Consider the following 13,053-nt stretch of genomic DNA (forward strand, 5'->3'; position numbering starts at 1 on the left):
GGCTGGGCCTGTCCGGCGGGGTTGTTCACCCCTACGGCTGCACGACGACTTCCTGGGCCGCCGCCGTCGTGTCCGCCATCAGCCGCGCGTCCAGCGGCACGTTCCGCTTCACCAGGGCCAGGGCGACCGGGCCGAGCTCGTGGTGCCGTACGGACGTCGTGATGAAGCCGATCTTGCGGCCGTCGGGCTCGTCGTCCGCGAGGCGGATCTCGGTGCCGGCCGGCGGCAGATGGACCTCGCTGCCGTCCAGGTGGAGGAAGACCAGCCGGCGCGGGGGCTTGCCCAGGTTCTGGACGCGGGCGACGGTCTCCTGGCCGCGGTAGCAGCCCTTCTGGAGGTGGACCGCGCTGCCGATCCAGCCCAGCTCGTGCGGGATGGTGCGGTGGTCGGTCTCGAAGCCGAGGCGGGGCCGGTGCTGCTCGACGCGGAGGGCCTCGTGGGCGAGGATGCCGACCGGGGGGCCGGCCTTCTCGGCGTACGCCTCCAAGTCGGCCCGGGGGAGGAACAGATCACGGCCGTACGCCGTCTCGCGTACGGCGACGCCCTCCGGGACCTCGGCTATCGAACCGGCGGGCAGGTGGACCACCGCGATGTCCGCGGTGCGGTCGGCGACCTCGACCCGGTAGAAGAACTTCATCGACTCCAGGTAGGCGATCAGTGCGTCCTGGGTGCCGGGCTCGACGTGCGCCCAGACCGTGGAGCCGTCGTCCACCAGGTACAGGGCGTGCTCGATGTGGCCGTGCGCGGACAGGATCAGCGCCTCGGTGGCCTGTCCCGTCGGCAGGTCGCTGACGTGCTGGGTGAGCAGCAGGTGCAGCCAGGCCAGCCGGTCGTCGCCGGAGACGGTGACGACTCCGCGGTGCGAGAGGTCGACGAAGCCGGTGCCGTCCGCGAGGGCGCGCTGCTCGCGGAACAGGTCGCCGTAGTGGGCGGCGACACCTTCGTCCACGCCTTCGGCGGGGACGGCGCCGGGCAGGGTCAGCAGAGGGCTCTTCATATGCATAAGCCTACGACTCGGTAGGTGCACCCTTCAGCGAACAGTCCTTGCACCGGCCGAAGATCGCGAAGTGCTTCATGTCGGTGTCGAAGCCGAACTCGCTGCGGAGCTTGGCGGTGAACTCGGCGGCCACGCTCACATCCGCCTCGATCACGTTCGTGCAGTCCCGGCAGACCAGGTGGATGTGATGGTGTCGATCGGCCAGGTGGTACGTGGGCGCGCCGTGCCCGAGGTGCGCGTGGCTGACCAGCCCGAGCTCCTCCAGCAGCTCCAGGGTCCGGTAGACCGTGGAGATGTTGACCCCCGACGCCGTCTTCCGTACTTCCACGAGGATGTCGTCGGGGGTCGCGTGTTCCAAGGTGTCCACGGCTTCGAGCACGAGTTGCCGCTGCGGCGTCAGCCGGTAGCCGCGCTGCCTGAGGTCGCTCTTCCAGTCGGTGCTCACCACAGCACCCAGTGTATGAGCCCGAGGCCGATCAGGGGCCGGGCGGCAGCGGGCGGACGGCTACCGATTTCCATTCGTAGTGCATCGGGCTTCAGCCCGATGGTGAAGCGAATCTCGTGGTTGCGTCGCGGTGTCGTCGGGCGGAGTCGGGCGCTGCGACCAGGGGGGGTGAGGTAGGGAACGGGTGTTCCCGGCGACATCGGGTGTCGTCTGTTCTTACGATCACCGAATGCAGCTTCGGTACGCCTTCCGTTTGTACCCGGAGCCTGGTCAACGCGCCGCGTTGGCACGGGCGTTCGGGTGCGCCCGCGTCGTGTTCAACGACGCGGTACGCGCCCGTGAGGATGCCCGTACGACCCAGGAGCCCTACCCCAGTGCTGCTGTCCTGTCCCAGCAGCTGATCACCCGGGCCAAGAACACCCCTGAACGTTCCTGGCTGGGTGAGGTCTCCTCGGTCGTCCTGCAACAGGCCTTGCGGGACGTGGAGGCCGCGTACCGGAACTTCTTCGCCTCGCTGAAGGGCGAGCGCCGAGGTCCGAGGGTGGGTGCGCCGCGTTTCAGGTCGCGCAAGGATTCCCGGCAGGCGATCCGGTTCACCGCGAACGCCTGCTGGAAAATCACCAAGGGCGGGCGGCTGTCCCTGCCGAAGATCGGTGAGGTGAAGGTCAAGTGGTCACGGATCCTGCCCGCCGTGCCGTCGAGTGTGACGGTGATCCTGGATGCGGCGGGCAGGTACTTCGCCAGCTTCGTCATCGACACCGATCCCGACACCGACCGGACCCGCTGGACGGAGCCAAGCCCTGAGGCCGCGATCGGTATCGACCTGGGCCTGACGCACTTCGCGGTCCTCTCCGACGGCACGAAGATTGACTCGCCGCGGTTTCTGCGCCGGGCGGAGAAGAAGCTGAAGAAAGCCCAGCGGGAGCTCTCCCGCAAACAGAAGGGATCGAAGAACCGGGCCAAGGCACGCCGGAAGGTTGCCCGTGCCCACACGGCTGTGGCCGATGCGCGCAAGGAGTTCCACCAGCAACTCTCCACGAAGTTGATCCGCGAGAACCAAGCGGTCGCGGTGGAGGACCTGGCGGTGGCCGGGCTCGCGCGCACCAGGCTGGCCAAAAGCGTGCACGACGCGGGCTGGGCCCAGTTCGTTGGCATGCTGGAGTACAAGGCGAAAAGGTACGGCCGGACCTTCATCAAGATCGGCCGGTTCGAACCCACCAGCCAGACGTGCTCCACCTGCGGATACCGGGACGGGCCCAAACCCCTGCACGTACGGGAATGGACCTGCCCCATGTGTGGCACGCTCCACGACCGGGACCACAACGCCGCGATCAACGTCAGACAGGCCGCCGGACTGGCGGTATCGGCCTGCGGAGCGCCGGTAAGACCGGGACTCGTCCCGGCACAGCGCGAAGAAACAGGAAGCCACGGAACCCCCACCCGAACCTGTGCCGCGTAGCGCCACAGGTTCGGGTGGGGACGGCCAGAATCCTCGGGCTTCAGCCCGAGGAGCATGTCAATTGAAGAACGCGATGCCGTCGTCCGGCATGTCGTCGGGCAGGGCCTTGGCCCAGCGTTCGACGTCCTCCGGGGTGACGACCTTCTTCAGGTGGGCCGACATGTAGGGGCGCAGCTCGACCTCGGGGGTCTGCTTCTCGCCCACCCACATCAGGTCGGACTTGACGTAGCCGTACAGACGCTTGCCGCCGGTGTACGGGCCGGAGGCGGCGGTGCGGGCGACCGCGTCCGTGACCAGGTCGATCTGCGGCTTCTGGTGCGCCAGCTCGCCGTACCAGATCTCGACGACGCCGTCGTCGCGGGTCATCGTGACCTCTACCTTGCGGTCGGCGTCGATGCGCCAGAAGCCGGACTCCGACTCCAGCGGCCTGACCTTGTTGCCGTCGCTGTCCAGCACCCAGGTGTGCGAGCGGTACTCCAGGAAGTCCCGGCCGTCGTGGGCGAAGGAGACCTCCTGTCCGAAGTTGCACTTCTCGGAGCCGGGGAAGTCGTGCACACCCGCGCCGGCCCAGTTGCCGAGCAGGAAGGCGAGGGGCACGAGGTCCTTGTGGAGGTCGGACGGGATCTCGATCATGAGTGGCAGTTCCTAGACGTGGGTCAGCGCTGGCCCTGGTACAGCTTCTTCACGGTCAGCCAGGCGAAGCCGAGCACTCCGACGCAGACCAGGACCAGCAGGGTTTCGAAGAAAACCTCAAGCACGGAGTGCTCCTCGGACGATCGTTATGGGGCGGTACACAGAGCCGGGCCCCAGCTTACGCGGCCGGGGCCCGGGGCTCGGGGGGAGGTAGGCCTGCGGGCTCAGCCCGGCAGCGGCGGGCCCGGGCGGCGGCCGACGGGCCGGGGAGGAGTTGATTACGATTCGGGCATGGCGAAGAAGCTCGTGATCAAGGTGACGGCGGGGGCGGACGCCCCCGAGCGGTGCTCGCAGGCGTTCACGGTGGCGGCGGTGGCCGTGGCCAGCGGTGTCGATGTGTCCCTGTGGCTGACCGGCGAGTCCGCCTGGTTCGCGCTCCCGGGCCGGGCCGCCGAGTTCGACCTTCCGCACGCCGCGCCGCTGCCCGATCTCCTCGACTCGATCATGTCGGCCGGCCGGGTCACCCTGTGCACCCAGTGCGCGGCCCGCCGGGACATCACGGAGAAGGACGTCATCGAGGGCGTACGCATCGCCGGCGCCCAGGTCTTCGTCCAGGAGGCCCTCGGGGACGAGACACAGGCGCTCGTCTACTGAGACGACTCAAACGACTCAGACGACTCAGCGCGGCCCTTTCCGACCGTCCAGCTCGTCCCACCACTCGTCGGACTTCGGGTCGCCGGAGGGGTCGTCCCACCAGCGGTCGTCGGGGCCGCGTCGGTTCGCGACCATCGCCGCGAACGGCGGGATGAGCATCGCGACCACGCACATCCCGACGGCCACCGGGACCGACCAGATGCGTACCACTCCCCAGGCCAGGACGAAGAGCGTGATGCAGACGCCCATCATGGCGAAGTACGTGTGACGCCGCCGTGCGTACATACGTCCAGGGTAGGCCCGGGGCGGTCGGGCAGGCGTACCGAAGGGCCGCGCCCCGGGTGTCCAACCCTTGGGGCGCGGCCCTTCAGTGCCTGGTTCGACGGGCCGTCGTCAGACCGCGATCGCGACCTCCGCCAGGCCACCCTGCTGGGCGACGACCGTGCGGTCGGCGGTGCCACCGGGGACGAGGGCGCGGACCGTCCAGGTGCCCTCGGCCGCGTAGAAACGGAACTGACCCGTGGCGGAGGTGGGGACCTCCGCGGTGAACTCACCGGTCGAGTCGAGCAGACGGACGTAGCCGACCACCGGCTCGCCGTCGCGGGTCACCTGACCCTGGATGGTGGTCTCACCGGGCTTGATCGTCGAGGCGTCCGGGCCGCCGGCCTTCGCTCCACACATGTCGTACTCCTGAAGAGGTCTAGAGAGGTCGGTCGGTGGACTACTTGTTGGCGCCGAGCTCGATCGGCACGCCGACGAGGGAGCCGTACTCGGTCCAGGAGCCGTCGTAGTTCTTGACGTTCTCCACGCCGAGCAGCTCGTGCAGGACGAACCAGGTCAGCGCGGAGCGCTCACCGATGCGGCAGTAAGCGATGGTGTCCTTGGCGAGGTCCACCTGCTCCTCGGCGTACAGCTCCTTGAGCTCGTCGTCCGACTTGAAGGTGCCGTCGTCGTTGGCGTTCTTCGACCACGGGATGTTGCGCGCGGACGGGACGTGCCCCGGACGCTGCGACTGCTCCTGCGGCAGGTGCGCGGGGGCGAGCAGCTTGCCGGAGAACTCGTCGGGCGAGCGGACGTCGACCAGGTTCTGCGAACCGATCGCGGCGACGACGTCGTCGCGGAAGGCGCGGATGGCCTTGTTCTGCGGCTTGGCCGTGTACGTGGTGGTGGGGCGCTCGGGCACGTCCTCGACCAGCTCGCGGGCGTCCAGCTCCCACTTCTTGCGGCCGCCGTCGAGAAGCTTGACGTTCTCGTGGCCGTACAGCTTGAAGTACCAGTAGGCGTACGACGCGAACCAGTTGTTGTTGCCGCCGTAGAGGATCACCAGCGTGTCGTTGGCGATGCCCTTCGCGGAGAGGAGCTTCTCGAAGCCCTCCTGGTCGATGAAGTCACGGCGGACCGGGTCCTGCAGGTCGTCGGTCCAGTCGATGCGGATCGCGCCTCGGATGTGGTTCTTCTCGTAGGCGGACGTGTCTTCGTCCACCTCCACGATCGCGATGGTCGGGTCGTCCAGGTGGTCCTGGACCCAGTCGGCGTCTACCAGTACGTCGCTGCGGCTCATGCTCTTTCTCCTCCGGGGCAGTTGCGGCGGGGCGTGCGAGTGAGAGGGGTGCGCGGTCGGGCCCGGATCGGCGCGGGCGCACGGATGCCCTGCTGAGGGGCGGGCTGGATGCGGAGGTCTGCGCTTCCGCTCAGAAGATGCGACAGAGCATGGCGGCGACGCGGCACAGGTCTACTGCCCGCCGCTTCGTGAGATCCGCCTGTCGCTTCATAGGTGTCGATCGTAGGGACGGACAGGCGGCCATGTCACCGGGGTGTCGTATTCTGAGACGCGATCGTCCGCAATGTGAGAACACAACAACGCCCGGGCCGTGTTCCCACGGTTCCCGGGCGGATACGGTCGTCTCCACAGCTGTTCTACGGACTGAGGCGTCTCGCCCATCGGACGGCCCCGCGGTCACTCGCGACCGGTCTCGTCCCCCGCCCGTCCTACCCCGCGAGCTTGACGTTCGAACCCTTCACGGTGATCTCCACGCCGCTCCTCGCCGCCTGCACCTTGTCGAGCTGGATGCCGCCGGGCAGCCCCTCGATCTTCTGCTCGAAGTCGGTGATGGCCCGGACCCGGTTCTCGGCGATCTCGACGCCACCGAACGACGGCAGATTGTCCGCGTGCACCCGCACGGTGTCGCCCTTGGCGGTGACGGTGCTGAGCACGTCCACCGGGTTCGGCAGCTTGGTGCCGAACACCGTCGCCTCGACCGCGACCTTGATCTTGCCGTTGCCGCCGTCGGAGAGCCCGACGATGTTGGCGGTGACGCCGGGGGCGACCTGGGTGGGCTCGGCCTTGGCGGCCTTGAGCAGCTCGTCGTAGGTGACGGACGCCGTGCCGGTGGCGGTGGACGCGGTGGCGGAGCTGTAGTCGCCGGAGAACTCGACGCCCTTCATGTTCGCTTCGAGGTCGTCGATCCGGATGGTCTTGCCGCCCGAGCCGGTGTCCGCCTCGTAGTCCGCGATACCGACCTGGACGTCGTCCAGTGCGCCGCCGACCACCTGGGTGAGGAAGGGGAATCCCTTGATGGAGACGTCCGGGGTGGTGTCCAGGTTCTCGCTGGTCTTCAGTTTGTCCGCGACCTCCCCCTCCGCGAAGTTGACCGCGACGCGGTCGGCTATCACGAAGAGGCCCCCGAATATCACGACAAGTATCAGAAGTATTCGCAGTGCGCGCATGCGGTGTCCCCCACGACGGCGGTCAGATGACGGTCGGTTGACGGACCGGGTGGCCGCCGAGCGCGAGAGTAACCCCGGGCCCGTAAGGGATCGGCAAATTGTCGATCATTCGTGACAGGACAGGCCCGGGGCCGGGAGGGGAGCGGCCGGGCGCCATGGACGTGCCTGACCAGCACCCGCCGCGACAGCGTCAGCCCAGCGCCCGCCCCAGCACGTACACCGCGGGGGCGGCCGCGGCCAGCGGCAGGGCCACTCCCGCCGTGAAGTGCACGAACCTCGACGGGTAGTCGTAACTCGCCACCCGGTGCCCGATCAGCGCGCACACCGCCGCGCCCGCGCCCAGCAGCGCGCCCTTCGCGCCGAGGCCGGTCATCCCGCCGACCGCGATGCCCGCGCCCGCCGCGGCGAGCAGGGCGACCACCACGGAGGCCGGGGTCGGCAGGGGCAGCGCGCGGGCCAGGACGGCGACCGCGACCGCCGCCGCGCCGACCGTCACCGCGTCCGGGTCGGCCGCGAGGTGTCCGGCCGCGACGATGGACAGCGCCGCCGAGGCGACGGTCGCCATCAGGCCGGCCATCCGCTCGTCCGGGTCGGCGTGCGAGCGCAGCTGGAGGACGAGGGAGAGCAGGACCCACACGCCCAGCGTGCCGAGGATCGCGGCGGGCCCGTTCTCCCGCCCGGCCACCAGCAGCACCGCGTCCGCCACCAGCGCCCCGAGGAACGCCAGCGCGATGCCCTGCCGGGCCGGCCACATGCCGTTCAGCCGGAACCAGCCCGCGGCGGTGACCGCCTGGAGGACGACGAGGGGAACCACGAGGGCGTACGAGCCGACGGCCGCCGTAGCGGACAGCAGCAGACCGAGGAGCGCGGTGAGCGCGGCGGGCTGCATGCCGGGCTCGATGACCGGCGAGCGCCCCTCAAGGCGCGCCCGCTGGGCGTCGGTGATGCGGGCGTTGCCGGCCACGGAGGCGGGGCCGTACCCGGAGACCGGCCCCTCGGCGGCCGGAACGGGCTCAGGTGCCTGTGCCTGTGCCTGTGCCGGAGCGTGCGTGTGGGCGTGGGGGTGGGTCTGAGCGCCGGGAGCCTGCGGCTGCTGCGGCAGATACGCCGTCTCGGCGGCCGACACGGGCTGGTGCACCTGGGTCTCCCAGGTCTGCCCCTGCCACTGCTGCGTGTACTGCTGGGCCGCCTGCGGATCCTCGTATGCCTGCTGCCAGTACGGGTCGTAGCCCTGCGGGGTGTGACCCTGCGGGGTGTGACCCTGCGGGCCGTACCCCTGGGGTGGGTACCCCTGGGGTGCGTGGCCCTGAGGCTGCTGTCCGTGCGGCTCCCCCTGGTACTGCTGCCGCTCGTGCTGCTCGCCCTGGTACTGCTGCTGCCTCCGCTGGTACTGCTGTCCTTCGTACGGCCCGTCGTACGGCCCCTCGTACGGCTGGTTGGTCATCGTCACCCTCCTGCGAACGGCGGGAGCACCTCGACCGTGCCGCCGTCGGCCAGCCGTACCGTCTCATGTCCGCGGGTGCCCACGGGGTCACCGTCGACGAGGAACGAGCATCGGCGCAGGACACGCACGAGTTCGCCGGGGTGCCGCCCGCGCACGGCGTCGAGCGCCTCGGCGAGGGTGTCCGCGTCGAACGGCTCCTCGGCGATCTGGGCCGCGGCCTTCGCGGCCGCCCAGTAGCGCACCGTGACCTTTGCCATCCCGTTCCTCAATCAATCGGCGGTGTACACGGTCAGGCTAGCCCGCCCGACCGACAGCCCAGTCCCCGATACGGGCCAGCAGGTCGTCCGTGGCCGCGTGTTCGGCGTGGCCCATGCCGGGCTCCATCCAGAGTTCGCCGTGGTCGCCGGCGGCGTGGGCCAGCATGCGGGGGTGGTCGACGGGGAAGTAGCCGTCCTGGTCGCCGTGCACGATCAGCAGCGGCGTCGGCGCGATCCTCGGGACCGCCTCCACCGGCGACAGCGGCACCGGGTCCCACGCACGGTGGTGGATGCGCGTCCGGAATCCGTAGCGGCCCACCATCCGTCCCTCGGGGCGGGTCACCAGCCAGTGCAGCCGGCGCATCGGGGCGGTGCCCCGGTAGTACCAGCGGGCCGGGGCGCTCACCGAAACCACGGCGTCCGCCGCCGCCTCCGCCTCCGAACCCGTCGCCGAATCCGCCGCCGCGTCCATGCGCCACTCGTACTCCGGCCCCTCCTTCGGGGGATTCGGGCCGTACAGCGCGGCGTGTCGCAGGGCCACCGAGCCGCCCATGGAGAAACCGACGGTGATCACACGGGGGTGCCCCAGCGAACGGGCCCACTCGACCGCGGCGGCGAGGTCCAGCACCTCCCGGTCGCCGACCGTGGAGCGCCCGCCGGAGGCGCCGTGCCCCCGGAAGGAGAACGTGACCACGGCGCCGTGGCGCGCGAACGCTCTGGCCACTCGCCGGACGTGCGGGCGGTCCACGTCGCCGGTGAATCCGTGCGCGATCACGAACACCGGGATACCGGAAGGTGACGCCGAGGCGTCGTATACGGCGTCCCCCGGGTCGTATACGGAATCGATCGTCACCCCGTCGGCGGCGTGCAGAAACGTCCGCAAAGGTGTAGGTCTGCTGGTAGCTGAGTGCGGACGATCGGTGGATCGCGCCACATGACCTGCCGGGCCGGTACTCATGTGGGCTATTCTGCTGGGCAGAGGACTCGGGCAACGTAGCCCCCGGGTCCTTTTGTGCTTTCGGAAGCGTTGTATACGAAGCGGGAAACCGCAGGTGTACGGGGCCACCGGGATCGCAGAGCAGTGCCGCACCGCACACGTCCTCGCAGGGACCGAGGAGGAACCAGACATATGAGTTCTCTGCTGCTCCTGACCAATGCCCTCCAGCCGTCGACGGAGGTGCTCCCCGCTCTCGGTTTGCTGCTGCACAACGTCCGCGTGGCCCCGGCGGAGGGCCCCGCCCTCGTCGACACCCCGGGTGCCGACGTCATCCTGATCGACGGGCGCCGTGACCTGCCGCAGGTCCGCAGCCTGTGCCAGCTGCTGCGCTCCACCGGGCCCGGCTGTCCGCTCGTCCTCGTCGTGACCGAGGGCGGCCTCGCGGCCGTCACCGCCGACTGGGGCATCGACGACGTACTGCTGGACACCGCCGGTCCGGCCGAGGTCGAGGCCCGTCTGCGGCTGGCCATGGGCCGCCAGCAGATCGTCAACGACGACGCCCCGATGGAGATCCGCAACGGCGACCTCTCGGTCGACGAGGCCACCTACTCCGCCAAGCTCAAGGGCCGGGTCCTCGACCTCACCTTCAAGGAGTTCGAGCTCCTGAAGTACCTCGCCCAGCACCCGGGCCGTGTCTTCACACGCGCACAGCTCCTCCAGGAGGTCTGGGGCTACGACTACTTCGGCGGCACCCGGACGGTCGACGTCCACGTACGACGACTGCGCGCCAAGCTCGGACCGGAGCACGAGTCGCTGATCGGAACCGTCCGGAACGTCGGTTATCGATTCGTTACTCCCGAGAAGGGCGAGCGCGCCACGGACGACACCAAGGCCAAGGCGACCGTGACAAACACGGACGATGCGGACGAGGTGGGTGCTCTGGACGCCGCTGAGATCGCGGCCGAGGCGTAGGGGCAGGTGCCCAGGTCATCACGCGCGTACGGTCCCGCTCGGGCAGGCCTCCACACGCCCTGCCCAGAGCGGGTCCATCCGCGTAGACTCCGCGCGTGGCCAAGGTAACCAGGGATGACGTGGCGCGGCTGGCGGGGACGTCCACCGCCGTCGTCAGCTATGTCATCAACAACGGACCCCGGCCGGTCGCCCCGGCCACCCGCGAGCGAGTCCTCGCCGCGATCAAGGAACTGAGCTACCGGCCCGACCGGGTCGCCCAGGCGATGGCCTCGCGGCGCACCGACCTCATAGGCCTGATCGTGCCGGACGCCCGCCAGCCCTTCTTCGGGGAGATGGCGCACGCCGTCGAACAGGCCGCGTCCGAGCGCGGAAAGATGGTGCTGGTCGGCAACTCCGACTACATCGGTGAGCGCGAGGTCCACTACCTGCGTGCCTTCCTCGGCATGCGGGTCTCCGGCCTCATCCTGGTCAGCCACGCGCTGAACGACAACGCCGCCGCCGAGATCGACGCCTGGGACGCCCGGGTGGTGCTGCTGCACGAGCGGCCCGAGGCCATCGACGACGTCGCCGTCGTCACGGACGACCTCGGCGGCGCCCAGCTCGCCGTGCGCCACCTGCTGGAGCACGGCTACGAGTACGTCGCCTGCATGGGCGGCACCGCGGAGACCCCCGCCGTCGGCGACCCGGTCTCCGACCACGTCGAGGGCTGGCGGCGCGCGATGCAGGAAGCCGGGCTGCCCACCGAGGGCCGGGTCTTCGAGGCTCCGTACAACCGCTACGACGCCTACCGTGTGGCGCTCGACGTCCTGTCCGGACCGCAGCGGCCGCCGGCGATCTTCTGCTCCACCGACGACCAGGCCATCGGCGTGCTGCGCGCGGCGCGTGAGCTGCGGCTCGACGTGCCGGGCCAGCTGGCCGTGGCCGGGTTCGACGACATCAAGGAGGCGGCGCTGGCCGACCCGCCTCTGACAACGGTCGCGTCGGACCGCTCCGCCATGGCCCGGGCCGCGGTGGACCTCGTCCTCGACGACGGGCTGCGGGTGGCCGGCTCCCGGCAGGAGCGGCTGAAGCAGTTCCCGTCGCGGCTGGTGCTGCGCAGGTCCTGCGGCTGCGTGTGAGAGACCGCGCGCTTCACCGAGGCAGCTCTCTGGGGGGCTTTCTGAGGGCTTTCTGAGGGCTTTCTGAGAGAGCCCCGAAAGCTGCGAGACGCGTCTTTATATCGGACGAACGAGGTTCTGCCGGGCTTCTCAGGGAGCACTCAGCAAGCTCTCATGGTCGGCGGACAAGCTGAGTGTCATGACCGAGAGCTTCCGCCGCAGCGGCGAGTACGAGAACCCCGAGCACGTCCAGGGTCACGGCGAGCAGGCCGCGTACCCCCAGCAGCAGTACTCCCAGCAGCAGTACGCGCAGCAGCAGTCCTCCCCCGTGAACCCCGAGTGGCCGCCCCCGCCGGCCCAGACACCGACCCCGGCGTCGGCCCAGGCGTCGGCCCAGGCGCCCGCGTCGGCCGGGTTCCCGACCGAGGGCGCGTACGGCGGTGGTCACGGCGGTGGTCACGGTGGTGACGGCGGCGGCGGTACGGCCGTGATGACGGCGGCACCGGCACCGGCCCCCAAGAAGCGCACCCGGGGTCCGCTCGCCCTGCTGGCCGCCGTGGCGATCGTCGCCGCGGCGATAGGCGGCGGGACCGCGTACGGCATCCAGGAGCTGACCGGCAACGACGCCGCGGTCACCTCCAGCAGCACCAGCACGAACGTGGTGCCGTCCTCCGCCAAGGGCACGGTCTCCGGGGTGGCCAAGGCGGTCAGCCCGAGCATCGTCGAGATCAACGCCACCTCGAACGCCGGTGAGTCCACCGGCTCCGGTGTGATCATCACCAGCGACGGCGAGATCATCACCAACAACCACGTCATCGCCGGGGCCGACACGGTCAAGGCGACCACCAGCGACGGCAAGACCTACACCGCGAAGGTCGTCGGCACCGACAGCAAGAAGGACCTGGCCCTGATCAAGCTGGAGAACGCCTCCGGCCTGAAGACGGCCACCCTCGGCGACTCCAGCGGCGTGCAGGTCGGTGACACGGTCGTGGCGATCGGCTCCCCCGAGGGCCTGACCGGCACCGTCACCAGCGGCATCGTCTCCGCCCTGAACCGCGACGTCACCGTCTCCACGGACGAGGGCCAGCAGCAACAGCAACAGCAGGGCGGCGGCAACGACCAGTGGCCGTTCGAGTTCGGCGGCCGGGAGTTCAACGGCGACACCGGCTCGTCCACGACCACGTACAAGGCGCTCCAGACGGACGCCTCGCTCAACCCCGGCAACTCCGGCGGCGCCCTGATCGACATGAACGGCAACATCGTCGGCATCAACTCGGCGATGTACTCGGCCGCCTCCGGATCGTCGTCGTCCGACGCGGGCAGCGTGGGCCTCGGCTTCGCCATCCCGATCAACACCGTCAAGGCGGACCTGGCCACACTGCGGGCCGGCGGCTCCGACAACAACTGACCCCGCACCCGGTCGTAGGGAGA

15 protein-coding genes are annotated in these 13,053 nt (G+C 69.8%); 5 read left to right on the forward strand and 10 right to left on the reverse strand.

The window, feature by feature from the left end:
* Positions 1-31: 31 nt before the first annotated feature.
* Entirely contained in the window at positions 32-997 is a 966-nt protein-coding gene (locus tag ACFYRY_RS22245; RefSeq protein WP_389148105.1) for a YgfZ/GcvT domain-containing protein, read from the reverse strand.
* A 10-nt stretch (positions 998-1,007) separates the two neighbouring features.
* A complete protein-coding gene (locus ACFYRY_RS22250) occupies positions 1,008-1,445 on the reverse strand; it encodes a Fur family transcriptional regulator (protein WP_389148108.1) in 438 nt (145 codons plus the stop codon).
* 226 nt (positions 1,446-1,671) lie between these two features.
* On the opposite strand from ACFYRY_RS22250, the gene ACFYRY_RS22255 reads away from it, so the two are divergent.
* Positions 1,672-2,901: an RNA-guided endonuclease InsQ/TnpB family protein gene (locus tag ACFYRY_RS22255; RefSeq protein WP_389148111.1), complete on the forward strand. Its 1,230-nt coding sequence runs from the start codon at positions 1,672-1,674 to the stop codon at positions 2,899-2,901.
* Positions 2,902-2,958: 57 nt separating this feature from the next.
* On the opposite strand, the gene ACFYRY_RS22260 is transcribed toward ACFYRY_RS22255, so the two are convergent.
* The gene (locus ACFYRY_RS22260; protein WP_389148114.1) at positions 2,959-3,534 is read right to left on the reverse strand and encodes an FABP family protein; all 576 of its coding nucleotides are present in this window, start codon (positions 3,532-3,534) and stop codon (positions 2,959-2,961) included.
* A 291-nt stretch (positions 3,535-3,825) separates the two neighbouring features.
* Between ACFYRY_RS22260 and ACFYRY_RS22265 the strand changes: the two genes are divergently transcribed.
* Positions 3,826-4,188 carry a DsrE family protein gene (locus tag ACFYRY_RS22265; RefSeq protein WP_389148117.1) on the forward strand — a complete coding sequence of 121 codons (363 nt, stop codon included), beginning with the start codon at positions 3,826-3,828 and terminating at the stop codon, positions 4,186-4,188.
* 24 nt (positions 4,189-4,212) lie between these two features.
* On the opposite strand, the gene ACFYRY_RS22270 is transcribed toward ACFYRY_RS22265, so the two are convergent.
* From ACFYRY_RS22270 to ACFYRY_RS22300, 7 genes are all read right to left on the reverse strand, one after another.
* Positions 4,213-4,473: a DUF3099 domain-containing protein gene (locus tag ACFYRY_RS22270; protein WP_389148120.1), complete on the reverse strand. Its 261-nt coding sequence runs from the start codon at positions 4,471-4,473 to the stop codon at positions 4,213-4,215.
* A 108-nt stretch (positions 4,474-4,581) separates the two neighbouring features.
* Complete coding sequence (locus tag ACFYRY_RS22275) at positions 4,582-4,869, reverse strand: DUF1416 domain-containing protein (protein ID WP_007382995.1); 288 nt, start codon at positions 4,867-4,869, stop codon at positions 4,582-4,584.
* Between the two features lie 40 nt (positions 4,870-4,909).
* Entirely contained in the window at positions 4,910-5,749 is an 840-nt protein-coding gene (locus tag ACFYRY_RS22280; RefSeq protein WP_389148123.1) for a sulfurtransferase, read from the reverse strand.
* A 428-nt stretch (positions 5,750-6,177) separates the two neighbouring features.
* On the reverse strand, positions 6,178-6,915 hold the full coding sequence (locus ACFYRY_RS22285) for a DUF2993 domain-containing protein (protein WP_389148126.1): 738 nt from the start codon (positions 6,913-6,915) through the stop codon (positions 6,178-6,180).
* A 190-nt stretch (positions 6,916-7,105) separates the two neighbouring features.
* Positions 7,106-8,359, reverse strand: coding sequence for a hypothetical protein (locus ACFYRY_RS22290; protein ID WP_389148129.1), 1,254 nt, complete (start codon positions 8,357-8,359; stop codon positions 7,106-7,108).
* 2 nt (positions 8,360-8,361) lie between these two features.
* Positions 8,362-8,616 carry a MoaD/ThiS family protein gene (locus tag ACFYRY_RS22295; RefSeq protein ID WP_389148131.1) on the reverse strand — a complete coding sequence of 85 codons (255 nt, stop codon included), beginning with the start codon at positions 8,614-8,616 and terminating at the stop codon, positions 8,362-8,364.
* A 37-nt stretch (positions 8,617-8,653) separates the two neighbouring features.
* Entirely contained in the window at positions 8,654-9,574 is a 921-nt protein-coding gene (locus tag ACFYRY_RS22300) for an alpha/beta hydrolase (protein ID WP_389148134.1), read from the reverse strand.
* 171 nt (positions 9,575-9,745) lie between these two features.
* Between ACFYRY_RS22300 and ACFYRY_RS22305 the strand changes: the two genes are divergently transcribed.
* The 3 genes from ACFYRY_RS22305 (at position 9,746) to ACFYRY_RS22315 (ending at position 13,030) form a co-directional block, all read left to right on the forward strand.
* Positions 9,746-10,525 (forward strand): winged-helix domain-containing protein, encoded by a 780-nt coding sequence (locus ACFYRY_RS22305; protein ID WP_389148137.1) that lies wholly within the window; start codon positions 9,746-9,748, stop codon positions 10,523-10,525.
* 95 nt (positions 10,526-10,620) lie between these two features.
* Positions 10,621-11,643 carry a LacI family DNA-binding transcriptional regulator gene (locus ACFYRY_RS22310; protein WP_389148140.1) on the forward strand — a complete coding sequence of 341 codons (1,023 nt, stop codon included), beginning with the start codon at positions 10,621-10,623 and terminating at the stop codon, positions 11,641-11,643.
* Positions 11,644-11,821: 178 nt separating this feature from the next.
* Positions 11,822-13,030 (forward strand): S1C family serine protease, encoded by a 1,209-nt coding sequence (locus ACFYRY_RS22315; RefSeq protein WP_389148143.1) that lies wholly within the window; start codon positions 11,822-11,824, stop codon positions 13,028-13,030.
* Positions 13,031-13,053 lie beyond the last annotated feature (23 nt).

The organism is Streptomyces sp. NPDC005263 (assembly GCF_042872365.1).
GTDB lineage: Bacteria > Actinomycetota > Actinomycetes > Streptomycetales > Streptomycetaceae > Streptomyces.